The 25589-nt window shown below is 63.7% G+C and carries 21 protein-coding genes and 1 riboswitch; of the genes, 12 read left to right on the top strand and 9 right to left on the bottom strand.

Features of this window, described 5'->3' with window-relative positions; translation table 11 throughout:
* Positions 1–27 precede the first annotated feature (27 nt).
* On the top strand, positions 28–969 hold the full coding sequence (locus tag FJ977_RS05295) for a TIM barrel protein (protein ID WP_140769186.1): 942 nt from the start codon (positions 28–30) through the stop codon (positions 967–969).
* A 64-nt stretch (positions 970–1033) separates the two neighbouring features.
* Here FJ977_RS05295 and fba read toward each other — a convergent pair whose 3' ends face one another.
* Positions 1034–2098, bottom strand: coding sequence for a class II fructose-bisphosphate aldolase (fba, locus tag FJ977_RS05290; RefSeq protein WP_140769184.1), 1065 nt, complete (start codon positions 2096–2098; stop codon positions 1034–1036).
* Between the two features lie 271 nt (positions 2099–2369).
* Here fba and FJ977_RS05285 point away from each other — a divergent pair, with 271 nt between their 5' ends.
* The 3 genes from FJ977_RS05285 to FJ977_RS05275 are packed head-to-tail and all read left to right on the top strand — an operon-like array spanning position 2370 to position 4416.
* Positions 2370–3140 carry a DeoR/GlpR family DNA-binding transcription regulator gene (locus tag FJ977_RS05285; RefSeq protein WP_140769182.1) on the top strand — a complete coding sequence of 257 codons (771 nt, stop codon included), beginning with the start codon at positions 2370–2372 and terminating at the stop codon, positions 3138–3140.
* A 48-nt stretch (positions 3141–3188) separates the two neighbouring features.
* Positions 3189–3947, top strand: a complete 759-nt coding sequence (locus FJ977_RS05280) for a triose-phosphate isomerase (protein ID WP_140769180.1) — start codon at positions 3189–3191, stop codon at positions 3945–3947.
* Positions 3948–3975: 28 nt separating this feature from the next.
* Positions 3976–4416, top strand: a complete 441-nt coding sequence (locus tag FJ977_RS05275) for an RpiB/LacA/LacB family sugar-phosphate isomerase (protein ID WP_140769179.1) — start codon at positions 3976–3978, stop codon at positions 4414–4416.
* On the opposite strand, the gene dhaL is transcribed toward FJ977_RS05275, so the two are convergent.
* The 4 genes from dhaL to FJ977_RS05255 all read right to left on the bottom strand — a co-directional run bounded on the left by dhaL (position 4413) and on the right by FJ977_RS05255 (position 8135).
* Entirely contained in the window at positions 4413–5048 is a 636-nt protein-coding gene (gene dhaL, locus FJ977_RS05270; protein ID WP_140769177.1) for a dihydroxyacetone kinase subunit DhaL, read from the bottom strand. The two genes, FJ977_RS05275 and dhaL, sit on opposite strands and share 4 nt — an antisense overlap.
* 15 nt (positions 5049–5063) lie before the next feature.
* Positions 5064–6077, bottom strand: a complete 1014-nt coding sequence (locus tag FJ977_RS05265; protein WP_181179608.1) for a dihydroxyacetone kinase subunit DhaK — start codon at positions 6075–6077, stop codon at positions 5064–5066.
* A 70-nt stretch (positions 6078–6147) separates the two neighbouring features.
* Positions 6148–6621 (bottom strand): 6,7-dimethyl-8-ribityllumazine synthase, encoded by a 474-nt coding sequence (locus FJ977_RS05260; RefSeq protein ID WP_140769175.1) that lies wholly within the window; start codon positions 6619–6621, stop codon positions 6148–6150.
* Between the two features lie 77 nt (positions 6622–6698).
* A riboswitch (FMN riboswitch) is annotated at positions 6699–6857 on the bottom strand.
* A gap of 102 nt (positions 6858–6959) precedes the next feature.
* Positions 6960–8135 (bottom strand): MFS transporter, encoded by a 1176-nt coding sequence (locus tag FJ977_RS05255; RefSeq protein ID WP_140769173.1) that lies wholly within the window; start codon positions 8133–8135, stop codon positions 6960–6962.
* Positions 8136–8183: 48 nt separating this feature from the next.
* On the opposite strand from FJ977_RS05255, the gene FJ977_RS05250 reads away from it, so the two are divergent.
* The gene (locus tag FJ977_RS05250; protein ID WP_140769172.1) at positions 8184–8723 is read left to right on the top strand and encodes an Lrp/AsnC family transcriptional regulator; all 540 of its coding nucleotides are present in this window, start codon (positions 8184–8186) and stop codon (positions 8721–8723) included.
* Between the two features lie 10 nt (positions 8724–8733).
* Here FJ977_RS05250 and mtnA read toward each other — a convergent pair whose 3' ends face one another.
* Complete coding sequence (gene mtnA / locus FJ977_RS05245; protein ID WP_140769170.1) at positions 8734–9828, bottom strand: S-methyl-5-thioribose-1-phosphate isomerase; 1095 nt, start codon at positions 9826–9828, stop codon at positions 8734–8736.
* Positions 9825–11099 carry an S-methyl-5-thioribose kinase gene (gene mtnK / locus FJ977_RS05240; RefSeq protein WP_140769168.1) on the bottom strand — a complete coding sequence of 425 codons (1275 nt, stop codon included), beginning with the start codon at positions 11097–11099 and terminating at the stop codon, positions 9825–9827. The genes mtnA and mtnK overlap by 4 nt, the downstream gene beginning before the upstream one ends.
* Before the next feature lie 137 nt (positions 11100–11236).
* Between mtnK and FJ977_RS05235 the strand changes: the two genes are divergently transcribed.
* The 3 genes from FJ977_RS05235 (at position 11237) to FJ977_RS05225 (ending at position 14926) form a co-directional block, all read left to right on the top strand.
* Positions 11237–12748, top strand: coding sequence for a sugar ABC transporter ATP-binding protein (locus tag FJ977_RS05235; RefSeq protein WP_140769166.1), 1512 nt, complete (start codon positions 11237–11239; stop codon positions 12746–12748).
* An 81-nt stretch (positions 12749–12829) separates the two neighbouring features.
* Complete coding sequence (locus FJ977_RS05230; protein WP_140769164.1) at positions 12830–13825, top strand: ABC transporter permease; 996 nt, start codon at positions 12830–12832, stop codon at positions 13823–13825.
* A 48-nt stretch (positions 13826–13873) separates the two neighbouring features.
* On the top strand, positions 13874–14926 hold the full coding sequence (locus FJ977_RS05225; protein WP_140769162.1) for a substrate-binding domain-containing protein: 1053 nt from the start codon (positions 13874–13876) through the stop codon (positions 14924–14926).
* A 67-nt stretch (positions 14927–14993) separates the two neighbouring features.
* Here the strand turns inward: FJ977_RS05225 and FJ977_RS05220 are convergent, their stop codons facing one another.
* A complete protein-coding gene (locus tag FJ977_RS05220; RefSeq protein ID WP_140769160.1) occupies positions 14994–17048 on the bottom strand; it encodes a bifunctional aldolase/short-chain dehydrogenase in 2055 nt (684 codons plus the stop codon).
* Between the two features lie 87 nt (positions 17049–17135).
* Positions 17136–18101, bottom strand: coding sequence for a sugar-binding transcriptional regulator (locus FJ977_RS05215; protein ID WP_140769158.1), 966 nt, complete (start codon positions 18099–18101; stop codon positions 17136–17138).
* Between the two features lie 202 nt (positions 18102–18303).
* Here FJ977_RS05215 and FJ977_RS05210 point away from each other — a divergent pair, with 202 nt between their 5' ends.
* From FJ977_RS05210 to FJ977_RS05190, 4 genes are all read left to right on the top strand, one after another.
* Positions 18304–19944: an acyl-CoA synthetase gene (locus FJ977_RS05210; RefSeq protein ID WP_140769156.1), complete on the top strand. Its 1641-nt coding sequence runs from the start codon at positions 18304–18306 to the stop codon at positions 19942–19944.
* Between the two features lie 433 nt (positions 19945–20377).
* Positions 20378–20983 (top strand): TetR family transcriptional regulator, encoded by a 606-nt coding sequence (locus tag FJ977_RS05200; RefSeq protein WP_140769152.1) that lies wholly within the window; start codon positions 20378–20380, stop codon positions 20981–20983.
* Positions 20984–21031: 48 nt separating this feature from the next.
* A complete protein-coding gene (locus FJ977_RS05195; RefSeq protein WP_140769150.1) occupies positions 21032–22174 on the top strand; it encodes an efflux RND transporter periplasmic adaptor subunit in 1143 nt (380 codons plus the stop codon).
* A gap of 243 nt (positions 22175–22417) precedes the next feature.
* Positions 22418–25558, top strand: a complete 3141-nt coding sequence (locus FJ977_RS05190) for an efflux RND transporter permease subunit (RefSeq protein ID WP_140769148.1) — start codon at positions 22418–22420, stop codon at positions 25556–25558.
* Positions 25559–25589 lie beyond the last annotated feature (31 nt).

The raw sequence follows: 25589 nt of genomic DNA, 5'->3' as shown, positions 1-25589 counted from the left end.
AGCCAACGCTGAAAGAGGGAGCGCGCCTTGGCCTTCACGCTCTCCCTCAACACCAATCCGCTGGTCAACCGTTTTGCCGATCCAGCTGATCTGATCGACACCATCGCCTACGGCATTGGCATCCGGGATGTGCAGCTCACGCATGAATTCGTCAATCCGGGCTGGCCGGCGGCGACGATCGTCAAATTCGTCCGCCTGTTTCGCGGCGCACTCGCCCGCACCGGCGTGCGTGTCACCTCCGGCATGACCGGCCCTTACGGCCGGCTCAATCATTTCGGCCACCCCGACGCGGATGTGCGCCGCTACTATGTCGACTGGTTCAAGACCTTCGCCGACATCTCGGCCGAGCTTGGCGCCAGCGGCATGGGCACGCAATTCGCCATCTTCACCCATCGCGACTTTGACGACCCCGAGCGCCGCGCCCAGCTGTTCGACATCGCGCTGGACTGCTGGCATGAGGTCGCCGAGCATGCTCGTGCGGCCGGCCTGACCTACCTGTTCTGGGAGCCGATGTCGGTCGGCCGCGAGTTCGGCCACACCATCGAGAATTGCCGGCAGTTGCAGGACGCGATCGACGCCGCAAGCATGGCCATTCCGCTCGAGATGATGGTCGACATCGACCATGGCGACGTCACATCAAGCAATCCCGCCGACATCGACCCTTATGCCTGGGCCGGGGCCTTTCCCAGGAAGTCGCCGATCATCCACATCAAGCAGTCGTCGATGAACAAGGGAGGCCATTGGCCGTTCACATCAGCCTACAACAGGGACGGTCGCATCACGCCGGAAAAGCTGCTGGAGACGGTGCGGCGTGGCGGCGGCACCGACAACGAGATCTGCCTCGAACTGTCGTTCCGTGAGCGTGAGCCGGTCGACCATCAGGTGGTCGCCATGATCCGCGAGTCCGTCGACTATTGGGCACCGTTCATCGAGACAGGCAGGCCCAGCCTTTTGCCAAGGGCCGAATAGCGATCGGGCAGGAGCCTGTGCGGCTCCTGCCCGAAGATGCAGCCAGATTTTCGGTCGGCCGGACTCAGCCGAATTTCGGGTCGAGGCTGCCCGATTTGTAGCGCTTGGCCATTTCCGAGACCGGCAGCGGCTTGATCTTCGGCGCGTTGCCGGCGGTGCCGAACTGCTCGAAGCGCTCCTTGCAGAGCTTGCGCATAGCCGCCATTGCCGGCGTCAGATATTTGCGCGGGTCGAACTCGCTCGGGTTCTCGGTCAGCACCTTGCGGATCGCGCCGGTCAGCGCCATGCGGTTGTCGGTGTCGATGTTGATCTTGCGCACGCCGTGCTTGATGCCGCGCTGGATTTCTTCCACCGGCACGCCCCAGGTCGGCTTCATCTGGCCGCCATATTTGTTGATGATCTCCTGCAGGTCCTCCGGCACGGAGGACGAGCCGTGCATGACCAGATGCATGTTGGGCAGACGGCGGTGGATCTCCTCGATGACATTCATCGCCAGCACCGCGCCGTCCGGCTTGCGCGAGAATTTGTAGGCGCCATGGCTGGTGCCCATGGCCACCGCCAGCGCATCGACATGGGTGTCCTTGACGAACTGCACCGCCTGCTCGGGATCGGTCAAAAGCTGGTCGTGGCTGATCGCGCCTTCGACGCCGTGGCCGTCTTCCTGCTCGCCGCCGCCGCTCTCCAGCGAACCGAGCACGCCGATCTCGCCTTCGACAGAGACGCCGCCCCAATGCGCCATGTCGACGACGCGCTTGGTGATACCTGAATTATAGGCGTAGTCGGCCGGCGACTTGCCGTCCTCCTTGAGTGAGCCATCCATCATCACCGAGGTGAAGCCGTACTGAATCGCGGTGACGCAGGTGGCTTCATTGTTGCCATGGTCGAGATGCATGCAGACCGGGATGTCGGGGTGGATTTCGACCAGCGCGTCGATCAGCTTGGCCAGCACCACGTCATTGGCATAGGCGCGCGCACCGCGGCTTGCCTGCAGGATGACAGGCGATTTGGTCTCTTCCGCCGCCTCCATGATGGCGAGGCCCTGTTCCATGTTGTTCATGTTGAAGGCCGGCACGCCATAGCCGTATTCGGCGGCGTGATCGAGCAATTGTCTCAGTGTGATGCGAGCCAACGAATAGTCTCCCGTATCTGGTTTCGAACCTGTGGTTGCGGACTGTCCGCGCATCGTCCAGCCCACCGATGCTTCTGGCCGGATTTCCGCGCAACCGCAACCGTGACAGACCGTCCCGGCCGCAATTCTTGTTACAGCGCCGCGATCAGGGCAAGCGGAATATCCCAAAAAATTGTCCCAATATCACAAAATATTTGCTACTTTTGCGATGATATCTGTTATCATTTGGGTTCGATCAGGGAGCCACGCTCGGCGTTGGCGGTCAGCGGCAATGAAGAGCGATATCAGGCGTCAAGGCATCATGGAGTTTCTGATGGACGCCGGTCAGGCCGGCGTCGACGACCTGGCCTTGCTCTTTGGCGTCTCCAAGATGACCGTGCACCGCGACCTCGACGAACTCGAGGAAAGCGGCTTCTTGCGCAAGGTGCGTGGCGGCGCCTCGATCCAGCCGAGCGGTCTGTTCGAAAGCGATTTCCGCTACCGTCAGAAGCAGGCGATCGAGGAAAAGCAGCGCCTGGCGGCTGCCGCCGTGGGCATGATCGAGCCCGGCCAGACCGTGATGATCGACGATGGCTCGACGGCGGGCGGCATTGCGCGGCATCTCGCCGATCTGCGGCCGCTGACCGTGATCACCAACAATCTGGCCGTCATCCAGGATCTGGCCGGCGCAGGCGGCATCAGCCTGATCGCGCTCGGCGGCCAGTACAGCAAGAAGTTCCACGGCTTCTTCGGCCTGCTGGCCGAGGCGTCGCTCAAATCGCTGCGCGCCGACGTTGCCTTCCTGTCCTCCTCCGCCATTCACGGGGCTTCCGCCTTCCACCAGGACCAGGAGGTGGTGCAGGCCAAGCGGCTGATGATGGCGGCGGCGACCCGCAAATATCTGCTGGTCGATCACGGCAAGTTCGGCCGCACGGCGCTGCACTTCCTCACCGATCTCAGCGCGTTCGACACGGTCTTCACCGGCCGCGCGCCCGAACCGGCGATGCGCGCTGCGCTGGATGCCGCCGGCGTGTCGCTGACGGTGATCGACAAGGGATCATGATCCCGAAGGCGGGCGCTGATCGCTGGACAAAAGTAAGGAGCAGTACGCGTGGTTTACTGGGTCGGTACAAGCTGGAAGATGAACAAGACGCTCGCCGAGGCTATGGCTTTCGCGGAGCGCCTGGCCGGTTTCATCCCAGGCTTCGATGACCGCATCCAGCCTTTCGTCATCCCGCCCTTCACGGCGGTGCGCGAGGTCAGGCGGGCGCTGTCGTCGACACGCGTCAAGGTCGGCGCTCAGAACATGCATTGGGCCGATGCCGGCGCCTGGACCGGCGAGATCTCGCCGCCGATGCTGACCGACTGCGGGCTCGATCTGGTTGAGCTCGGCCACAGCGAACGGCGCGAGCATTTCGGCGAGACCGACCTCACGGTTGGTCTCAAGACGGTGGCCGCCGTAAAGCACGGATTGATACCGCTGATCTGTGTCGGCGAGACGCTGGCCGAGCGCGAAGGCGGCAAGGCCGATGCGGTGTTGAGCGCCCAGGTCGAGGGCGCTCTGCAATTCCTCGAAGGCGAGGCGAAGGGCGCAAAAATCCTGTTCGCCTATGAGCCTGTCTGGGCGATCGGCGACAAGGGCATTCCGGCCAGCTCCGACTATGCCGACAAGCAGCAGGCGTTGATCAAGAAGGTCGCCGGCGGCCTGCTGCCGTCCGTGCCGCCAGTGCTCTATGGCGGCAGCGTCAATCCCGGCAATGCCGCCGAACTGCTCGGCCAGCCCAATATAGACGGCCTCTTCATCGGCCGCTCCGCCTGGCAAGCGGATGGCTACATCGACATCCTCGGCCGCGCTTCGGCGGCGATCTGAAATCATCCAAATACGAAAGGGAAAAACCATGAAAATAGCCATTGGAGCCGATAGCGCCGGCAAGCCGCTGCTCGATGTCATCGCCGCGCACCTTGCCACCAAATCCGGCCTGACGGTCAGCGATCTCAGCCAGGCCGGCTACTATGCCGACCTCTCGCAAAAACTCGCCCAGACCATCATCGACGGCGAGAACGATCGCGGTATTCTGTTCTGCGGCACCGGCATCGGCGTGTCGATCTCGGCCAACAAGGTGCCGGGGATCCGCGCCGCACTCACCCACGATACCTATTCGGCCGAGCGCGCCGCGAAATCCAACAACGCGCAGATCATCACCATGGGCGCCCGCGTCATTGGCCCGGAATTGGCCAAGGCCATCGTCGACACGTGGCTTGCCTCCGAGTTTGACGAGAAGGGGCCGTCGGCCGGCAATGTCGAGGCGATCAACAGGCTCGATGCGGCGAAGGTTTAACCCAGGCTCTTGCGTATCGCGCCGATGACGGTGACGGCGGACGCAGCCCCCGGGTCCATATGCCCGAGCGATCGCTCGCCGAGCCGCGAGGAGCGACCCTTGGCGGCAATCATGTCCTTGGTTGCTTCCGCACCGCGCTCGGCGGCGGCAAGTGCTGCCCCGAGGCTCTCGGCCAAGTTCTTGCCGGCAAGATTGGCCTCGGCGGCGGCTTCGGTCGCCGGCTGCCAGGCATCGACCATCGTCTTCTCGCCCGGCTCCGCCTTGCCGCGATCCTTGATGCCTTGCGCCATGGCCTGGAACAGGGCGATGAAATCCACCTCCGCCAGCGTCGCCTTGCCCTTGACGGTGGCGGCGGCGCGCATGAAGGCCGTCGCATAGAGCGGGCCCGAGGAAGCGCCGACGGCATTCAGGAATGATTTCGCCGCAGTGTTGAGCAGCGCCGTCGGTTCCACCGCCGCAAGGTCGAGCGTGGCCAGCGCATCGCGCACCGCGCCGAAGCCGAGCGCCATGGCAATGCCGTGGTCGGCGTCGCCAATGACGCCGTCGAGCTGGCAGAGCCTGTCCCTGTCGGCCTCGATCGCCACCGCGATCGTATCGAACATTCTTTTCAGGTCGGTGGCGTCGATGGTCACGGGAACGCTCTTTCGTCAGCCGGCACGGAACATGGCGCAGTCGCAGGGATGGTCGAGCATGGTCTGCAATTCCTCATCGAGATGGAAAAGCGTCACCGAGGCGCCGGCCATTTCCAGCGACGTGCAGTAATTGCCGACCCAGGTCGCGTGAATCGAAACGCCGATGTCGTCGAGCCGCTGCTTGACCCGCCGGTTCATGATGTAGAGTTCCATCAGCGGCGTCGAGCCGAGCGAGTTGACCAGCACCGCGACCTTGTCGCCGCGCTTCGGCGCCATCTCGGCGAAAATCCTGTCCAGCATCTCGTCGGTGATTTCGTCGGCGCTCCCAAGCTTGCCGCGGGCGATGCCGGGTTCGCCATGGATGCCCATGCCGATCTCCATTTCGTCGGCGCCGATCTCGAAATTCGGCCGCCTTGTCTGCGGCAGCGAGCAGGGCGACAGCGCCACGCCCATGGTGAAGGTGTGGTCGTTGGCCTTGCGCGCGACGCGCTCGACCTCGTCCAGGGAGAGCATGAGGTCGCAGGCCGCACCGGCTGCCTTGAAGATGAAGAAGTTGCCGGCGACGCCGCGGCGCTTCTGCCGCTGGTCGCGCGGTGCCGAGGCGACGTCATCGGTGGTCAGCACCGTGCGTACCTCGATATCGTCCATCGCGGCCATCTCGGCCGCCATGTCGAAATTCATCACGTCGCCGGCATAGTTGCCGTACATGAACAGGACGCCGGCGCCGCCGCTCACCGCCTTGGCGCATTCCAGGATCGGATCGGGCGGTGGCGAGGCAAAGACATTGCCGATGGCCGCCGCGTCCGCCAGTCCCTTGCCGACAAAGCCGAGAAAGGTCGGCTCGTGGCCGGAGCCGCCGCCGATGACCAGCCCGACCTTGCCGGGCCGCGGCCCGTCGCGGGCGATGATCGAGCGCGGGCTGCCGTCCGCGCTCACAAGGTGGCGAGGATGCGCGGCGAGGATCCCTTCGAGCATCTCGTCGACGGCGCGGTTGCCGTCATTGATGATCTTCTTGGTCTGCACCGGCATCCTCCCCGAACTCGGCATTTTCGCAAATACTACCGGGTGTTATCGCGATTTCCACCCGGCCGGGAAGATTTCATGCCGCGATCTTTTCCCGCGCGGCGAGAATCTGCACGCAGGCGTTGGCCGCTTCCTTGCCCTTGACGGTGAAGTGCTCGAAGAAGAAGCGGTGGTGTTCGGCGCTGTCATGATAATTGTGCGGCGTCAGCACCGCCGAAAGCACCGGCACGCCGGTCGACAGCTGCACATTCATCATGCCGTCGATGACGGCGCTGGCGACGAATTCGTGCCGGTAGATGCCGCCATTGACGACGAAGGCCGTGCCGAGGATCGCGGCATAGCGGCCGGTCCCGGCCAAAGTCTTGGCGTGCAGCGGGATCTCGTAGGCGCCGGGCACGTCGAAGACATCGATGGCGAAGCGGTCGCCTCCGATGCTGGCCAGTTCCGCCTCGAAAGCGCTTACGCACTGGTCGACGATATCGGCGTGCCAGCGCGCCCGGATAACGGCGATGCGGGTTGTTTCATAGTCTTTGTGGGAATGCTGATTCATGGGTCCATCCTTCCGTTTCGAACCAGAATCAGGACGCACGATACGAAATCCGGCCCGCCGATGCGGTCCGTTTTCCGTTTCGTCCTCTTTCATCCGGACTCTAACCGTCGGCTCCGGAATCACACCGGATCTGCTGACCTTTCCAATTGTCTTGGAAAGCGCTCGCGGGCTTGGGTCCCGTGCAACCGAGAGTCCTTACCGCCGGTGGGGACTTTCACCCCGCCCTGAGAACATTAACGGGCTTTGTATGGAGGGGCAGGGGTGCCACTGTCAACCGGGCGACAGGCCGGTGGCCAATCACGTTCTGCCGACTGGAGCAATCACGCAAAAGAAGCGTTCTATCGCGTGCGCCACGCGGCCGCCGCTGCGGCAACCAGCATCAGCAATGCCGCAATCATCGCGCAGACCGCAAAGCCGAAGCTGGAGTAGAGCGGCCCGAAACCGGTGGTGCCGACAAAGACCGCCAGATAGGTTACCGAGCTGTTCAGGCCCATGATCGTGCCGCGCCGTGAGGGATCAAGTGCCGAAAGGCTCATCACCAGGACATTCAGTCCGAAATGATTGGCAAGCCCCCACACCGCCACCATGGCGAGCGTCAGGCCGAAACTGTTGCTGCTCGCCGCGATCGCGACATAGACGATGGCGACAAGAAGATAGGCGAATGGCATGACGCGGCGAGCGCCCAGGCGATCGATCACCCCGTCGAGGAGAGCAGCCGTGCCGAAGCCGATGCCATAGGCAAGGGCTGCCCATCCATTGGCGCTCACCGGCTTGCCCAGTCCACTGTGCAAGTGGTCGCCGAGATAGCCATAGACACCGTAGAAGGCGGTCATGAAGGCGGCGCAGGCGACGAGAAGCGGCACGATGCCGGGAATGCTGAGCGCCGCCAGCGGTGTCGGGGCCGAGCCGCTCTTCCTTGTGCCGCTCAGCGAGGTCATCGTGAGACTGGCCAGCGCCAGCATTGCCAGCACCGCGACGGCCGCGAAGACGGCGCGCCAATGTACGAGATCGGCAAGCACGGCCGAGAGCGAAACGCCGGCCACCATGCTGAGCGTCCATCCGGTCAGCACCACGCCGATGGTCCCGCTTTCGCGGCCGGGCGGCGCGATCGCCGCCGAACTCGCATAGATCGCCGGCATGGCGACGCCGGCGGCAATACCGGCGACGAGTTGGGCCGCGACCAGCATGATCAGCATCGGTGCGGCCGCGCTGGCAACCAGGGCTATGGCCAGCAACAGCAATGCCCCCTGCAGCATCCGGCGGGCGCCGAGCCGGTCGATATAGCGGGCCAGGAACAGGGCGCTCGCCGAGGTCCCGAGGCCAAAGGCGGCCGCTGCGATCATCACGGTCGGGACGCTGCTGGCGAAGGAGGCCGCCACGGCCGGGGCTATCGGGCCCAGGACCAGCGAATTCGAGCCGATCACGGCGATGCATCCAGTCAACAGATAGGCGAGGGCCGGGATCGGTGGCCTGGTATCCGTTGGCAGGGCCGTAGCTTGATTGCTGTTCGACATATAGCCATAATGGCCGTATTAAATTCTGTGGCAATCGGGATTGTCGATATGGATGAAGAAACAGATACCATTCCGCGGAACATGACGGCGCCCCGCGATGTCGACGCAATTGACCGAAAGATATTAGGCGTTCTCGTCGACGATGCCACGGTCAGTTATGCGGAACTCGGCGATCGGGTCGGGCTTTCGCCGCCAGCCGCGCATGAGCGGGTCAAGCGCCTTCGGCGCAGCGGCGCCATTCGTGGCACGGCCGCGATCATCGACCCCAAGGCGGTGAAGAAGCCGCTGCTGGCCTTCGTGCATATCGACACCAGGGGCTGGGGCAAGACCCCAGAACTGATGGCGGTTTCGCAATATCCGGAAGTCGAGGAGATCCACACCGTCGCCGGCGACACCTGCATGTTGCTGAAGGTCCGCACCGAAGATACGAGGGCGCTGGAAGGCCTGCTCGCTCGTCTCTACGAAACGCCCGGCGTCACCTCGACCCGCAGCTATGTGGTGCTGTCGACCTATCTCGAGCGCCCGGTGCAGCCTGGCGTCACCGCGCAATGGCCAACGCCCAACCACATGAGCAAGCCGCTGTATTAATCGGCTACGGCTACGCCCGCTCCGGGAACATCGCTTTCAAGCCTTCGCGCGATGCCTTGGCGATGCCGCGTTCGGTGATCAAGCCCGTCACCAGCCGCGCCGGGGTCACGTCGAAGGCCGGGTTCGCCGCGGGCGTCGCTTCGGGTGAGATGCGCACCTGGGCGATCTCGCCGCCGGCGGTCTTGCCCCAGACCAGCGAGACCTCGTCGGCCGAGCGCTGCTCGATCGGAATCTCGTTCAGCCCATCATGCACCGTCCAGTCGATGGTCGGCGAGGGCAGCGCGACATAGAACGGCACGTTGTTGTCGGCGGCGGCGAGCGCCTTCAGATAAGTGCCGATCTTGTTGCAGACATCGCCGTCGGCGGTGGTCCGGTCGGTGCCGACGATGACCATGTCGATCGCGCCGCGCTGCATCAGATGGCCGCCGGCATTGTCGACGATCAGTGTGTGCGGTACGCCGTGGCCTGCCATCTCCCAGGCGGTAAGCTGGGCGCCCTGGTTGCGCGGGCGGGTCTCGTCGACATAGACGTGGACCGGAATACCGGCTTCGGTTGCCAGATAGATCGGCGCGGTGGCGGTGCCGTAGTCGACTGTCGCCAGCCAGCCGGCATTGCAATGCGTCAGGATGTTGACCGTCTCGCCCGGCTGCTTGCGCGCCGCGATCGCCTTGATGACGGCAAGACCGTTCTCGCCGATGGCGCGGTTCAGTCCGACATCCTCGTCGGCGATCTCACCGGCGCGTCGATAGGCGGCTTCGGCGCGTTGTTCTTTTGGCAGTGGCTTGAGGAAGCGCCGCATCTCGTCGAGCGCCCAACGCAGGTTGATCGCCGTTGGGCGCGTCTCGTGCAGCGTCTCCCATACGGCATCGAGCGCTTCGTCGGACGGGTCGTCGGCCATCTGCAGGGCAACACCGTAGGCGGCGGTGACGCCGATCAGCGGCGCGCCGCGCACCCACATGTCGCGGATGGCGGTGGCGATGCCGGAAACCGTGCCGATCGTCTCGATGCGGAAATCATGTGGCAGCCAGCGCTGGTCGATAATGTCAACCGAACGTCCGTCGTCGCTCAGCCAGATGGTGCGATAGTGGCGCTCGCCGACGTTCAAATGCTGCTCTCCTGTTCGATCAGCGCGGCCAGGGTGTTGACCTCGTCGATGCTATGTATCTGGCGCCGGTTGACGGCGATGTGACGGCCGAATTTGAGCGCCTTCGCCTCGCAGGAGGCGCGCAGATCCTCGTCGGCAATGGTCTCGAAATCGGCATTGTGGGCGAGGCCGAGTATGCGCCTGTGCACCTCGATGCCGGCAAAGCCGAGAAGATCGGTCCAGATCTGGTGCAGCACGTGATCGAGCGCCTGCTCCGCGGCGAGTATGTCGCCCTGATCCTCGAACAGGCTTTTTTGATAGAGCATCCCGGTGCGCTCGGTGCGCCACAGATGCGAGAACTCGGCGCGGAACACCGCCCATGTCTGTGCGGTGACCCCGAGCAGATAGGTGCGCATGGCGTCGCGCTTGCCGTTCTGCTCATGGCCGCGCTGCGAGAAGAAGGACATCCAGAAATTGGCGAGCAGCATGCCGACATCGAAGGCCATCGGCCCGTAGAAGGCGAACTCCGGATCGATCATCCGGGTCTGCGTGTCGGTGACCATGATCGAGCCGGAATGCAAATCGCCATGCAGCAGCGTCTCGGCATTGGCGGCGAAGATGTGCTTCAGCCGTTGCGCCTCGACCTTGAGGTCGCGGTCGGCACGCAGGTCTGCGACCAGACCGTCGAGTTGCGGCGAGGTATGCCGGTTCAACTTGGCATCGAAATAGGGATCGGAGAACACCAGGTTCTCGGTGATGTCGCAGAGGTCGACATTGTCGGCGAACAGCGCCAGATCGGCCTTGCGATCCCTGGCCACCATCGACAGGTCGGACCCGCGAAACAGCGTACGGGCCATGAACAGGCCGATATCCCTGGCAATGTTGGGCAACTGGCGCCCGTCGATCAGCGCGCGCCTGAGAATGGTGTGTGGCGGCGCCAGATACTCCATGATGATCAGCGCCTGGCCTTCATCGAAATGATAGATCGCCGGCACCGAGCCCGGCGCGCGCGCCTCCTGGCGGGTCAGCGCGTGATACTCGAAGAAGGAGCGCTTCAGCGGCAGCGGCCAGCTGTCGCCGACCAGCCGGACATAGGGTAGGGCCTGCTTGACGACGGCGCCGCCGCCGGCGCCCTCGACGATGAACACCAGGTTCAGATTGCCGTCGCCGACTTCGCGAACCTTCCATTGTGTCGTGTCCTTGCCGATCTTCGCGCACAGCGCCTCGTTCGCGCCGAGGCGCGTTGCAAGCGTCCCCACCGACAATGCTTCGAACGGCAATTTCCCAGTCATTCGTCTCCCTCCCGCCTGTGCGCTCCGATCATAACGGAGCCTTAGCGGCGGGGCCAAGCTAGGAAGCTGTCTGGCAATTGTCAATCGTGTTGACAATTGCCGATATTGACCATAGCGTCGAGGTCAGGGAGGAACGCATGGTCGGCAATGCCGTGTTCCGCGTAGAGGGACTGAGGAAATCCTTTGGCCGCAACGAGGTGCTTGGCGGCATCGCGCTTGAGCTGCATTCCGGCGAAGTCACCGTGCTGATGGGCGCCAACGGCGCCGGCAAATCCACCCTCGTCAAGATCATCAGCGGCGTCTACGAGCGTGGCGGCGGCACCATGACGCTTGCCGGGCAGGACTTTGCGCCGAACACGCCGGCGGAAGCGATCCGCTCCGGCGTCGTTACCGTGCATCAGAACATCAATGACGGTGTCGTGGCCGACCTCGATGTCGCCACCAACCTGACGCTCGACAGGCTGAGCGGCAAGGGCGCGCCGACCCTGTTCAATCCGGCCCGGGTGCGGCGCGAGGCCAAGGCCGTCGCCGACCGCATGGGGTTGGCCATCGATCTCAAGGCCCGCGTCAACGACCTTTCGCTGGCCGATCGCCAGATGGTGGCGATCGCACGCGCCCTGGCGCATCAGCCGAAGGTGCTGATCCTCGACGAGCCGACCTCCTCGCTCTCCAGCGCCGAAGCCGACAGGTTGTTCGCCCTGGTCGACAGGCTGCGCGAGCAGGGTGTGGCAATCCTCTATATCTCGCACCGCATGTCTGACATCAGGCGGCTTGCCGATCGCATCATCTCCATGCGTGACGGCATCGTTTCAGGTGCCTTCGACACCAAGCCGCTCGATTATGAAGGCGCGGTCAATGCCATGCTCGGCCGCAAGATCCATCTCGACCAGATCGTTGCCAGAAGTTCCGCCAAGCCGGTCCTGACCGTTGAAGGCCTGCGTATAGGGCAGGGCGCCAGGCCGATCTCGCTGACGCTTGGCGATGGCGAGGTCGTCGCCATCACCGGCCTCGTCGGTGTCGGCAAGACCGCTTTTGCCGAAGCGCTGTTCGGTGTGCGCAAGCCGCTGTCGGGTACGATGATGATGAACGGCCGGCCCTACGCGCCGCGATCTGCAGGCGATGCGATCGCGGCCGGCGTTTTCCTCGTCGCCAAGGACCGCGCCACCAGCGGCATTGTCGGCGGCTTCAACATCGAGCGTAATGTCAGCCTGCCGTTCCTGAAGCGGATGTCGAATCTGAGCGTGCTCAAGCGCCGGCTCGAACGCACGACCGCGCGCCGGCAGATCGAGGAGCTCAGCATCGTCTGCCGCTCCGAGAAGGACGAAATGTCGGCACTGTCGGGCGGCAACCAGCAGAAGGTGATGGTCGCCCGCTGGATGGCGCAGAACGCCGCGCTGTTCATCCTCGACGAGCCGTTTCAGGGCGTCGATATCTCGGCCAGGCGCGACATCGCCGCCAAGCTCAGGGCAAGCGCCCCTGGCCGCGCGACGCTTTTGTTCGTCACCGAACTCGACGAGGCGCTGGAGACGGCCGACCGCATCCTGGTGATGTCGGAACACACGATCGTCGGCGAACACCGCAACGCCGAAGTCGATCTCGATCGCCTGCTGGCCGAGGTCGCCGGCGGGCCGCTGCACAGCGCTGCCTGAGCGTGGCGGTCGATAGAATTGGAATGGAGAGACCATGGGTTCGAGTTGGGTAAAGTGGGCAGCGGCGCCGGGGTGCGCTGAATGACGCTGCGCGACTACGCAATCCGCTACGGGTTCATCGTCCTGCTGGTCGGGCTCGTCGCCTATTTCGCGATCGCGGCCGACGGTTTCGTCTCGCCGCAAAGTGCCGTCTTCATCTTCCAGTCCGTCGCCATCACCGGCGTGCTGGCGCTCGGCGTCACCGCCACGCTGGTCGTCGGCGGCTTCGACCTGTCGATCGGCTCGGTCGCCACATCGGCCATGATGGCGGCTGCCTATGTCATGGTGGTGCTGGAGCAGAATGCCGTCGTCGCCGTGGTTGTCTGTCTGCTCATCGGTGCCATTGTCGGCCTCATCAATGGCTGGCTGATCGTCTACATGCGCGTGCCGGATCTGCTCGCCACGCTCGGCATGATGTTCCTGCTTGTCGGCTTGCAGCGCATCCCGACCGAGGGCCGATCGATCGCCACCGGCATGACCATGCCCGACGGCTCGGTCGCCAATGGCAAATTCTCCGACGCCTTCCTTGCGCTCGGCCGCCACCGCTTCGACTTCTTCATCCCGAACCTCATTCCGGTGTCGGTGGTCGTGCTGCTGGTGCTTGCCGTGCTGATCTGGTTCTTCCTCGAATACACGCGCTTCGGGCGGATGATGTATGCGGTCGGCAGCAATGAGCGCGCCGCTGAACTCGCCGGTGCGCCTGTCAAGGCATACAAGATCTGGGCCTACGTTATTTCAGGAGTTTTTGCCTCGATCGGCGGCATTTTGCTCGCGGCTCGGCTTGGACGCGGCGATATCGCCTCGGGTAATAATTTGCTGCTCGATGCGGTCGCCGCGGCGCTGATCGGTTACGCGGTGCTTGGCGCCGCCAAGCCGAACGCCTTCGGCACCGCCGTCGGCGCGCTGTTCGTCGGCATCCTGCTGCAAGGCCTGACGATGATGAACGCGCCTTACTACACGCAGGATTTCGTCAAGGGCGTGGTTCTGGTCGTCGCCCTTGTCTTCACCTTTGCCTTGTCGGGCAGGGGCCGGAGATAGTTTCGGCCGGATAGGTTTTTGGGCTCAACAAGAGTGGAGGAAAACAAGGTGAACATCACAAGAAGACTTCTGGGGAAGGTCGCGCTCGGGCTGGCCGGCGCAACCATGCTGATGCAGGTCCCGGCTCTTGCCGCGGACAAGCCGGCGCCGTTCGACAAGCCCGGCGTCAAGATCGCGCTGGTGCGCTATCTCTCGACCGGCGACTTCTTCCAGGCCTATCTCTCGGGCGTCGAAGCGCAGTCGAAAGCGCTCGGCATCGACCTGCGCGTGCTCGACAGCCGCCAGGACGCCGCCCTCCAGTCCGACATGGTCGACCAGGCGATCGCGCTCGGCGTGCAGGGCATCATCATCCAGCACGGCCTGACGGAATCGATGAAGGACGCCGCCCAGCGCGCTGTCGATGCCGGCATCAAGGTGGTGGCTTTCGACGTCAACGTCGAAAACCCCAAGATCCCGCAGATCGAACAGTCGGACAAGGACCTCGCCCGCCTCGCGCTCGAGCAGGCCGTCAAGGACAATGGCGAAAGCTGGAATGCCGGCTATGTCTATGTCGCCGGCATCGCGCCGCTCGACCGCCGCAACGAGACCTGGGTCGATGTGAAGAAGAAATATGCGGGCATCAAGGAAGTGGCCATGTTCGGCACACTCGACAATCCGATCGCCAACTCCGTCGCCAACCAGGCGCGTTCGGTGCTGTCGGCTCATCCCGACATCAAGGTGATGTTCGCCCCCTATGACGAATTCGCCAAGGGCGTGAAGATCGCCGTCGACGAAGCGGGTCTCAACAAGGGCATCAAGATCTATTCGGCCGATATCTCGACTTCGGATATCGCGGCGATGCGCGAGCCCGACAGCGCCTGGGCAGCGACCGCGGCGACCAACCCGGCCGTTGTCGGCCAGGTCTCGGTGCGCGCTCTGGCACAGCTGCTCGCCGGTGAGGACCCCGGCCACAACGTCATCGTGCCGCCGACGCTGATCACCCAGAAGGAACTGATCGACAAGGACATCAAGAACATGGAAGACCTGTCGGCCAAGCTGCCGCAATTCGCCCATGCCGATGTCGCCATGCCGGCCTGGATGCCGAACCCGAACGCCAAGTAAGGGTCGTCACGACAGATATGAAAAGGGCGGCCCGTGAGCCGCCCTTTTTGTTGTCAGCCGGAAATGCCTACCGCAGCGCCGCCGCGATGTTGCCGCCGTCGACGGTCGTCACGTCAGCGGTGGTGCGTTCGGCCAGCGCGTGATGCAGGAAGGCCTGTGCCACGTCCTGTGCCGTCACTTCCTGGCCGAGCAGATTGCCGGACATGTACTCCTTCTCCGAGACGCCGCGCGCGCCGGAGCGGCTGGCGATCATGGCGTCGGTCAGAAGGCCGGACCGGATGCGATCGGCGTTGACGGCGTTGGAGCGGATGCCATGGGCGCCGTAGTCGAGCGCATATTGCCTGGACAGGAACAAAGTCGCCGCCTTCGGTACGCCATAGGCGCCGAATTTCGGGCCGGGGTTCACCGCCTGCTTGGAGGTGTTGAACAAAAGCGCCCCGCCTGTGCCCTGTTCGAGCATGATGCGCACCGCGTTCTGCGCCGCCGATTGGTGGGCGAAGAAATTGAGTTCGAAGCTCTTGCGCAGAAGCGCATCATCGAGTTCGCCGATCCGGCCTTCCCAGGCAGCCCCCGCATTGGAGACCAGGATGTCGACGCCGCCGAAGACGGCAACCGCTTTGTCGAAGGCGGCACGCACCTGGGCCGGATCGGTGATGTCGGCGGCGACGCCGATCGAATTGTTGCCGGCCTTCTTGGCGGCATCAGCGGCTTTTTCGGCGTCGAGATCGACGACCACGGCATGGGCGCCATTGTCGGCGAACAGTTTCGCCGTTGCCGCACCGATCGCACCGGCGCCGCCGGTGATCAGCACCACCTGGCCGGTCAGCGGCTTCGGCTTGTTGGAGGCAAGCTTGGCCTGTTCGAGCGACCAGTATTCCAACGGGAACAGATCAGCCTTGGACAGCGGATGGAACCGTCCGACCGCTTCCGCGCCGCGCACCGCCTCGATCCACATTTCGCCGACGTCGGAAGCGATTTTGGCATCCTTCAGCGTGCGGCCATGGCCGAACATGCCCAGCCCCGGCACCAGCGTCAGGCGCGGCATCGGGTCGAGCATGATGCGCTTGACGTCGTCGAGCGCGTCATTGGTCTCGAAATAGGCGCGATAATCCTTGGCGAACGCGTCGACATGGCTCTTGATGACGGCCTTGTAGTCGCCGGCCTTGTCGGCATCGGGCGCCGGCACCGCCATCGGGCCTGTCTTGATGCGGATCGACAGATCCGGTGTCGACACGCCGCGTCCGGCATAGTCGGCGATCGCGGCTGAGTTGATGAAATCGACGATCGCGTCCGAGGTGCGGAAGTCAGAGATCATGCGGTCGAAGCGGCCTTCGCCGCGCGACACCGAGACGGCGCCGCGCAGCATCGGAGCAATGGAGGCCGGTGTCGCGAGCCTTGCCGGCAGCGCGGCCTTTGCCGCCGTCGGCTTGGCGTGCTTGGCCACATAGTCCTCGGCGACGTTCACATAGTGGATCATCCGGTCATAGGCCTGCCTGGCGTCGTCGCCGAAGGTGAAGATGCCGTGCTTGTCGAGGATCAGGCCTTCAACGGTCGGGTCGGCATCGAAGACGTCGGCGGCCGCCTTGGCAAGGTCGAAGCCTGGCATGATGTAGGGCACGTAGCCCATCTTGCTGCCAAAGACCGTCGTCACCAGCGGTTTCGAGTCTTCCTGGTCGACGATTGCCAGGATCGCGGTCGAATGGGTGTGGTCGACGAATTTGTGCGGCAGGAAGGCATGCAGCAACGTTTCGACCGAGGGATTGGGTGAGGACGGATCGATCAGGTTCGCCCGCTGCAGCGCCACCATGTCCTCGTCGGAGAGCTTGTCCAGCGCGCGCGCCTTGAGCAGGGCGCCCATCTTGACCGCCGGCAAGCCTTGCGGCTCGATGACGGCCATGTCCCAGCCGCTGCCCTTGACGCAGAGCACGTCCCATTCATCGCCGACGAGGTCGGTCGCCTTGATCTTGCAGGAGGTGTTGCCGCCGCCATGCAAGACCAGCTGCGGCACGCCACCCAGCAGCCGCGTGGTGTAGACGCGCAAGGCCAGGTCGCGGCCGACGCCCTTCTTGGCATAGTCGGCAACAAGTTTCTCGGCCGCTTCGTCGTTCCACAGATTCTTCATGTTCGCTTCGTCCAGTTGCTGTCTTGGGTGGTGAAACAGGAATGCCGCGACGCCTTGATGACAATGCGCCGGCGAATGGTTGCTTATTCAGGATGCCTTTTGGGTTGCCGCTCCGGCATGATCGAGCAGCCGCTGCGCCATATGCGCGCCGACCACCAGATGCGTGCAAAGCCCGCCGGTGATAGCCGCGAGCAGCGGTTCGAACTTGCTGTCCTCCTGCACCACCATCAGGCGCCTGGCGATGGCGCGCAGCGAGGCAAGCTCGGCGGAGATCACCCGGCGGTTGTAGCTGCAGTCGAGCGCCTTGCCCTGGGCGTCGATGATCTGCCCGGCAATGACGCCCGCGGCACCTCGGCTGCGCAGCTCCGCCATCTCGCCCGGTGTCAGAGCTCCGCATTTGACCAGATGGCTCTCGGCGTCGACCGCGCCGACCGAGTAGAGCGCGAGATCGCAGTCCTTGATTCCCGACAACTGCTCGCGGATCACCGGTTCGTCCCGCAGCGCGCGCGCCAGCTCTTCCGTCGACAGCACCAGCGGCGCATAGAAGTTCAATCCCTTGGCGTTGAGCCGCCGCGCGATTTCCATGGTGCACTGGTCGGGCCTATAGGAGTAGGGCGCGCCGAGATTGCCGCAGAGCTGCACCACCGTGACATCCTGCAGGTCGGCATAGGACATGATGTCGGCGATCATGTAGACGGTGCGGCCCCAGGCGACGCCGATGCGGTCGCCCTTCTTGACCAGTTCCAGAAAGACGCTCGCCGCCAGCACGGCGATGTCAGTCGAAGGGTCCGGGATATGGCCGTTCTCCGGCGCGATCCAGACTGCGTCGAGGCCCAGCGCGTCCTCGAGCTTGCGCGCCATGACATCGTCGGTGAACAGCTGGGTGGAGGTCGAGATGTTGACTATGCCGGTCTCGCGCGCCTTGCGCAGATACATGGCCACCGAAGCACGGGAAATGTTAAGCTGGCTCGCAACCTGGTCCTGCCGCAAACCATGCGCGTAGTAGAGCCAGGCGGCCTTGTGAATGAGCTGTTCTGCCGGTCGGATCGCCATGCCTTCTCCTCGGCTGACATTAGTCACGGCTCTCGACAAAAGTCAAATTCGGATGCGGGGACACGATCGTCTCTCGGCAAGGTTCATCCGGGATCGCCGTTCTACAAAGCCTGGATAGCATAGCATTTTCGGCCATCCGGGGGGATGGCCTGACGAGAGTCCTAAGGTTAGAAAGCTCGAAAAGAACTTTGGGGAGGACGGGATGGGCAATCCCTACGAACAGGATCTCGACAGGAACGCGGCCAACCACCAGCCGCTGACGCCTCTCACCTATCTGGAGCGCGCTGCAAAGACCTATCCCGACCACGTTGCCATCATCCATGGCGGCCTGCGCATCTCCTATCGTGATTTCTGGCGCCGCTCGCTGAAGCTCGCATCGGCGCTTCGGAAGCGCGGCATCGGCAAGGGCGACACGGTCACCGTCATGCTGTCCAACACGCCGCCAATGCTGGAGGCGCATTTCGGCGTGCCGATGACCAAGGCGGTGCTGCATTCGCTCAACACCCGCCTCGACGCCGCGGTCATCGCCTTCCAACTCGACCATGCCGAGACCAAGGTGCTGATCGTCGACCGTGAATTCTCAGGTGTCGTCCGGCAGGCGCTTGATCTGGCCAAGGTCAAGCCGCTGGTCATCGACTACGATGATCCCGAATACGCCGCCGACGCGCCCTATCCGAAAGGCGAGCGGATCGGCGCATCGGACTATGAGGATTTTGTCGCCGGCGGTGACGAGGATTTCGCCTGGTCGATGCCCGACGATGAATGGGACGCCATCTCGCTCAACTACACCTCGGGCACGACAGGCAATCCGAAGGGCGTCGTCTACCACCATCGTGGTGCCGCCCTGATGGCCTATACCAACACCATCCATGCCGGCATGGCCAAGCACGCCGTCTATCTCTGGACGCTGCCGATGTTCCATTGCAATGGCTGGTGCTTTCCGTGGACGCTGGCCGTCCAGGCCGGCACCCATGTCTGCCTGCGCTGGGTGCGGCCGAAGCCGATCTACGACGCCATCGCCGATCACGGCGTCACCCATCTTTGCGGCGCGCCGGTCGTCATGTCGGTGCTGATCAATGCCCGGGACGAGGACAAGCGTGAGTTCCCGCAGATCGTGACGTTCAACACCGCGGCCGCTCCGCCGCCGGAAGCCGTGCTGTCGGGCATGGCCGATGCCGGCTTTGCCGTCACCCACCTCTACGGCCTGACCGAGACCTATGGTCCGGCCGTGGTCAACGAATGGCACGGTGAATGGGACGGTCTGGCAAAAGGCGAGCGCAGCGCCAAGAAGGCAAGGCAGGGCGTCCGCTACGCAGCGCTTGAAGGCCTGACCGTCATGGATCCCGAGACGATGCAGACGACACCGCCCGACGGAGAGACGATCGGCGAGGTCATGTTCCGCGGCAACATCGTCATGAAGGGTTATCTGAAGAACCGCAAGGCAAGCGACGAAGCCTTCGCCGGCGGCTGGTTCCACTCCGGCGATCTCGGCGTCATGCATCCCGACGGCTACATCCAGCTCAAGGACCGTTCCAAGGACATCATCATCTCGGGTGGCGAGAACATTTCCTCTATTGAGGTCGAGGACGCACTCTACAAACACCCATCCGTTGCCTCTTGTGGCGTGGTGGCGCGCCATGATGACAAGTGGGGCGAAGTGCCCGTGGCCTATGTCGAACTGAAGCCCGGCAAGACCGCGACCGAAGCGGAGATCATCGAGCACTGCCGTGCGCTGCTTGCCCGCTTCAAAGTGCCGAAAGCGGTGATTTTCGCCGAAATCCCGAAGACGTCGACGGGCAAGATCCAGAAGTTCCGGCTGCGGGAGATGGCCAAGGGGACGTAGCTGTACCGTCATTCTTGCTCTGGCCTCGACAATTTGTCGCGCACCTGCCTGACTTCATCATCCTAGGGTGGAGCAGTCGCGAAGCGACGTCGCGGAAACCCTGGGATCCATGCCGTGACCTGGCGGCCGTGCTCCAACGGCTCTTCGCAGGCTGTCGGAGCTGAGCCGCGTAACGCTTTGATCCGCCTCATTCTTCGGCAGACGCCGCGGCATGGATCCTAGGGTCTGCGCCGCGTCGCTACGCTCCTTGCTCCGCTCTAGGATGACGAATTCTGGGCGGCGTCGCCAATCGCGAGCGCCGGTTGTCGCGTCCGCCACTGTCACCATCTGTCACCAATTATACGCGTACGTCGATTTCGCGTTGACATCGCCCTCTCTTCAATTTACGACTGACGAAAATTAAAATTCGTCACTCGTAAAACGACAGGGATCCATGTCCGAAGCCGCCAACATCATGGTCGATGCCGCCAGGCAGGAGAATGTGACACGCATTCTCGACTGCGCCGAGCGCCTGTTCCGGCACTATGGCTACGGCAAGACGAATGTCGCGGACATCGCCCGCGAACTCGGCATGTCGCCGGCCAACATATACCGTTTCTTCGCCTCCAAGGTTGAAATCCACCAAGCCGTCTGCGGCCGAATGCTCGGCGCCAGCTACAAGATGGCCTACGAGATCATGCACCTGCCGATCAGCGCGGAGGAGCGGCTGCGTCGCTACATTCACGCCCAGTACAAGATGACGCTCGAGACCATGCTCGACGAGCAGAAGGTCCATGAGATGGTCATCGTCGCGCTCGAGCGCGACTGGAGCGTCATCGACAAGCACGTCAACAGCATTCACGACCTGTTCGCCGAGGTGATCCGCGAGGGCGTCGAGACCGGCGAGTTCAGGGAGCAGGATCCCGAAGCCGCCTCGCGCTGCTTTGGCGCCGCCACCGTCATCCTCTGCCACCCGCAGATGGTGGCGCAGTGCCTTGCCAAGACCAACCGGGCAATGCCCGACGAACTTATCGACTACGCCATCAGAGCCTTGAAATAGCCGCCGGTCGCCGGTGTCGACAGTCCGCCTTTAGTCGGGAGTACCACGATGTCTTTGTCCAATTCCATCATCCGCCGGTTGCCGGTCGCGGGCTTGGTCGTTGCAGGGCTCACGCTTGCCGGCTGCTCCCAGGAGAAGGCCGAGGTCAAGGAGATCATCCGCCCGGTCAAGGTCGTCGAGATTGCCCAGGCGCACGACACCCGTACGCTCTCCTATTCCGGTTCGGTGCGGGCCCGCACCGAAAGCGCGCTGGCTTTCCGTGTCAACGGCAAGATCACCGAGCGCCTTGTCGACATCGGCCAGCACGTGGCGCCGGGCGATGTGCTCGCCCGCATCGACCCCACCGACTACGACCTCTCGGTCAAGAGCGCGCAGGCAGCCCTCGATGCCGCCGAACGGCAGGTCGAGACGACAGAGCTTGCGCGCAAGCGCGCCGAGCAGCTTTTCGCCAAGAACTTCTCACCGAAATCGCAGCTCGAACAGGCGACGCTGACCCATGACCAGGCGGTCGCCACGCGCGACTCCGCCCGTTCGTCGCTTGCACAGGCCAAGAACCAGGTCGGCTATACCGACCTCAAGGCCGACAAGGACGGCATCGTCACGGCGGTGAACGCCGATGTCGGCCAGGTGGTCGGCTCCGGTGCGCCGGTGGTCACCGTCGCCGTCGACGGCGAGAAGGAAGTGCTGATCGCGGTCCCCGAAATGGAGATCGCCGAGTTCAAGCCGGGCAAACCAGTCAAGGCCGGCTTCTGGTCCGACAACACATTGACGCTCGACGGCAAGGTCCGCGAGGTTGCCGGCAGCGCCGATCCGCAGTCGCGCACCTTCGCCGTCCGCGTCAGCCTGCCCAACGACCAGCGCGTGCTTCTCGGCATGACGGCCAATATCGAGGCGTCGGCGGCCAATGAGAAGCAACTCGTATCGATCCCGCTGAGCGCGTTGGCTGAGAAAGATAGCCAGTCGATCGTCTGGACCGTCGATCGTGGCGCCGACACCGTCCATGCCCGTCCAGTGAAGGTTGCCAAGTTCGCCGCCGATGGCGTGCGTGTCGCCGAAGGATTGAATCCCGGCGATATCGTGGTCGCCGCCGGCACACAGTTCATGACCGAGAATCTGAAGGTGAAACTCGCCGGCGGCATCGCGCAGCAGTCCGCCTCGGCCGATGGCGACGACGCCAGCCGGCTGCGCTGACGACAGACAGGTCGGCCGCGCGTTCCCGCGGCCGCAGGTTTCCGGGCGGCGTGCGCCCGAAGGTCGAGACGTCAAGGCCGATGTACCCCCGCATCGACCCTAGCGTCCCACCGCGATGAGTGTCTCTCCGCTCGGAAAGCCTCGCCGCCCGGAAGCCAGTATCGAACGCAAATGATTTCGTTTTCGCGCGCCGCGCTTCTTCGAAGCACCAGGCGCCGGCAAACAGCAAAGTGGACAGCACCGATGACGACCTCCACTGAAGAAAAGCGGCCCTTCAACCTTTCGCGTTGGGCCATCGGCCACCCCTCCATAGCGCGGTTCCTGTTCGGGCTGATCATCATCGCCGGTGCGCTCGGCCTTATGCGCATGGGCCAGAAGGAAGACCCCGACTTCACCTTCCGCGTCATGGTCGTGCAGGCGATCTGGCCGGGCTCCTCGATCCAGGAGATGGAGGATCAGGTCGTCAACAAGATCGAGCGCAAGCTGCAGGAAACGCCGCATCTCGACTTCGTGCGCTCCTTCACCCGCGCCGGCAGCGCCATCATCACGGTGCAGATCAAGGGCGATACCAACGCCGCGGAGGTGACGGATGCCTTCTATCAGGTGCGCAAGAAGGTCGGCGACATATCCGGCGACCTGCCGCAAGGGCTGCTCGGCCCCTATTTCAACGACGAATTCGGCGACACCTTCATCACGCTGCATTCGATCAGCGGCGATGGCTTCTCCTATCCAGAACTGAAGAAATTCGCCATCCAGGCGCGCGATATGCTGTTGACCACGCCCGGCGTCGAAAAGGCCGTCATCATCGGCGACCAGCCGGAAAAGCTCTACATCGACGTCTCGTCCAAGGCGCTGGCCGAACGCGGCCTGACGCTGACCGACCTGCAGAACGCCATCAAGGGCCAGAACAATGTCGATCCGGCCGGTGCCGTCGACACCGGCGTCAATTCGGTGCGCATCTCGGTCGAAGGCGACGTCACCAAGGCGGCCGATATCAGGGAACTGCGCCTGCGCGCCGGCGGCCAGGTCACCAGGCTCGGCGACATCGCCACCGTAACCTCGGGGCTAGAAGATCCCTTCCAGCGCAAATACCGCTTCAACGGTCACGAAAGCGTGCAGCTTGGCGTCGTCATGGCCAAGGGCTTCAAGGTCACCGATGTCGGCAAGGATGTCGAGGCGACCTACAAGCGCTTCGAGGAGGCGTTGCCCTATGGCGTGTCGGTCGACCAGATCTCCGACCAGCCGGGCGTCGTCACGGATGCGGTGGCCGAATTCATGCACGCGCTCGGCGAAGCGCTGCTGATCGTGCTTGTCGTCTCGTTCCTGTCGATCGGCTGGCGTTCCGGCCTGGTCATCGCCATCGCCATTCCGCTGGTGCTCGCAGCCACTTTCGCCATCATGTACGAGCTCGGCATCGACCTGCAGCGCATTTCGCTGGGCGCCCTGATCATTGCACTCGGCCTGCTAGTCGACGACGCCATGATCGTCGTCGAGATGATGGAGCGAAAGCTGGAGGAGGGGCTGGTCAAGATCGAGGCGGCGAGCTTCGCCTATACATCGACCGCTTTCCCGATGCTGACCGGCACGCTGATCACCACCGCCGGCTTCATTCCGGTCGGCTTCGCCGCCTCCACGGCGGGCGAATATGTGCGCACGCTGTTTTATGTCGTCGGCATCGCGCTGATCGTGTCGTGGTTTGTCGCGGTCTATTTCACGCCGTGGCTTGGGCATATGATCCTTAAGCAGCGCAAGCATGCCGGGACCCATCACGACGCCTTCGACACGCGCTTCTATCGCCGGCTTCGCTCGACCGTTGGTTGGGCGGTGCGCCATCGCATCATCGTCCTGGTGATGACGCTGGTGACCTTCGGTACCAGCCTGTGGGCGTTCCAGTTCATTCCGCAAAACTTCTTCCCGCAATCATCGCGGCCGGAAATCCTCGTCGACCTGTGGCTGCCGGAAGGCACCAGCATCAAGGAGGTCGAAGCGCAGGCCAAGGCGCTTGAGGCCAAGATGATGGACGACAAGGACAAGCGCTTCATCGCCACCTATATCGGCGAAGGCGCGCCGCGCTTCTTCCTGCCGCTCGACCAACAGCTCAGCAATCCGAACTTCGCCCAGATGTTGGTGATGGCCAATGACGAGCCGGCCCGCGAGCGGCTGATTGTCAAGCTGCGCACGGTTCTGGCCGAGGACTTCCCCTCGATCCGTGCCAAGGTGGACCGCCTGTTCCTCGGACCGCCAACCGGCTGGCCGGTGCAGATGCGTGTCATGGGCCCGGATCGCCAGGAGGTGCGCCGCATCGCCGACCAGGTGAAAGCGAAGTTCCGCGAGAATCCGTTGCTCGGCGCGGTCCATGACGACTGGCTCGAACCGGTGCCGGCGATGAAGCTGGTGATCGACCAGGACCGTGCCCGTGCGCTGGGCGTCACCTCGCAGCGCATCCGCCAGATGCTGCAGGCAACGATGTCCGGCGCGCCGCTCGACAATTTCCGCGACGGCGAGGAGACGGTCTCCATCGTCGCCCGCGAGCCGGACGTCAGCCGCAGCCTGCTGTCCTCGGTCGACTCGGTCTATATCCCAACCGACTTCGGCGGCTTCGTGCCGCTGTCGCAGGTGGCCAAGGTGGTTCCGGTGCTGGAGCAAGGCATCGAGTGGCGCCGCGACCGCCTGCCGACGATCAGCGTGCGGGCGACGCTGCCCGACGGCGTGCAGTCCAATGACGTCGTCACCAAGATGTACAAGGACATCCAGGGCCTGCGCGACGGCCTGGCGCCCGGTTACAAGATCGAAATCCAGGGCGGTGCCGAGGATTCGGCCGAAAGCCAGGCTTCCATCGCCGCCAAGGCGCCGATCATGCTGGCCATTATCGTCGTGCTCTTGATGATCCAGCTGCAGAACTTCGGCAAGGCGATGCTGGTGCTGGCCACCGGTCCGCTCGGCATCATCGGTGCGGCCGCGGCCCTTTTGATCAGCGGCGCGCCTTTCGGCTTCGTCGCCATTCTCGGCGTCATCGCGCTGCTCGGCATCATCATGCGCAACTCGATCATCCTGGTCGACCAGATCGACCAGGACATCGCCAGAGGCATGGAGCGCTCGGAGGCCATCATCGGTTCGGCCGTGCGCCGTTTCCGGCCGATCGTGCTGACTGCGATGACGGCGGTGCTGGCGCTGATCCCGATCTCGCGCGCCGTGTTCTGGGGGCCGCTCGCCTATGCGATGATGGGCGGCATCGTGGTCGCCACCGTGCTGACCATCCTGGTGCTGCCCGCCGGCTATGCCCTGTTCTTTGGCCGCGAGCCGAAGAAGCGTGGTGTCGACGCTGCGGAAGCATCCGCGACCGAACAGCCGGAAAGGCCGCAACTGGCGCTGGCAGCCGAATAGAGCGGCGCTGACCATCCGCCATCGCTGATGT

This window comes from Mesorhizobium sp. B2-1-3A (assembly GCF_006442655.1).
Classification (GTDB): Bacteria; Pseudomonadota; Alphaproteobacteria; order Rhizobiales; family Rhizobiaceae; genus Mesorhizobium.
The sequence above is the reverse complement of the archived record's forward strand: the minus strand, read 5'-3'. Positions and strand labels throughout refer to the sequence as shown.

Bases quoted from the DNA above. Each gene is read 5' to 3' on its own strand.
- FJ977_RS05230 (WP_140769164.1), top strand. From the start codon at position 12,830: ATGACGCTGCGCGACTACGCAATCCGCTACGGGTTCATCGTCCTGCTG.
- FJ977_RS05285 (WP_140769182.1), top strand. From the start codon at position 2,370: ATGAAGAGCGATATCAGGCGTCAAGGCATCATGGAGTTTCTGATGGAC.
- FJ977_RS05210 (WP_140769156.1), top strand. From the start codon at position 18,304: ATGGGCAATCCCTACGAACAGGATCTCGACAGGAACGCGGCCAACCAC.
- FJ977_RS05260 (WP_140769175.1), bottom strand. From the start codon at position 6,621: ATGAATCAGCATTCCCACAAAGACTATGAAACAACCCGCATCGCCGTT.
- FJ977_RS05215 (WP_140769158.1), bottom strand. From the start codon at position 18,101: ATGGCGATCCGACCGGCAGAACAGCTCATTCACAAGGCCGCCTGGCTC.
- FJ977_RS05265 (WP_181179608.1), bottom strand. From the start codon at position 6,077: ATGCCGGTGCAGACCAAGAAGATCATCAATGACGGCAACCGCGCCGTC.
- FJ977_RS05235 (WP_140769166.1), top strand. From the start codon at position 11,237: ATGGTCGGCAATGCCGTGTTCCGCGTAGAGGGACTGAGGAAATCCTTT.
- FJ977_RS05190 (WP_140769148.1), top strand. From the start codon at position 22,418: ATGACGACCTCCACTGAAGAAAAGCGGCCCTTCAACCTTTCGCGTTGG.
- FJ977_RS05250 (WP_140769172.1), top strand. From the start codon at position 8,184: ATGGATGAAGAAACAGATACCATTCCGCGGAACATGACGGCGCCCCGC.
- mtnK (WP_140769168.1), bottom strand. From the start codon at position 11,099: ATGACTGGGAAATTGCCGTTCGAAGCATTGTCGGTGGGGACGCTTGCA.
- FJ977_RS05200 (WP_140769152.1), top strand. From the start codon at position 20,378: ATGTCCGAAGCCGCCAACATCATGGTCGATGCCGCCAGGCAGGAGAAT.
- FJ977_RS05275 (WP_140769179.1), top strand. From the start codon at position 3,976: ATGAAAATAGCCATTGGAGCCGATAGCGCCGGCAAGCCGCTGCTCGAT.
- FJ977_RS05220 (WP_140769160.1), bottom strand. From the start codon at position 17,048: ATGAAGAATCTGTGGAACGACGAAGCGGCCGAGAAACTTGTTGCCGAC.
- FJ977_RS05195 (WP_140769150.1), top strand. From the start codon at position 21,032: ATGTCTTTGTCCAATTCCATCATCCGCCGGTTGCCGGTCGCGGGCTTG.
- FJ977_RS05255 (WP_140769173.1), bottom strand. From the start codon at position 8,135: ATGTCGAACAGCAATCAAGCTACGGCCCTGCCAACGGATACCAGGCCA.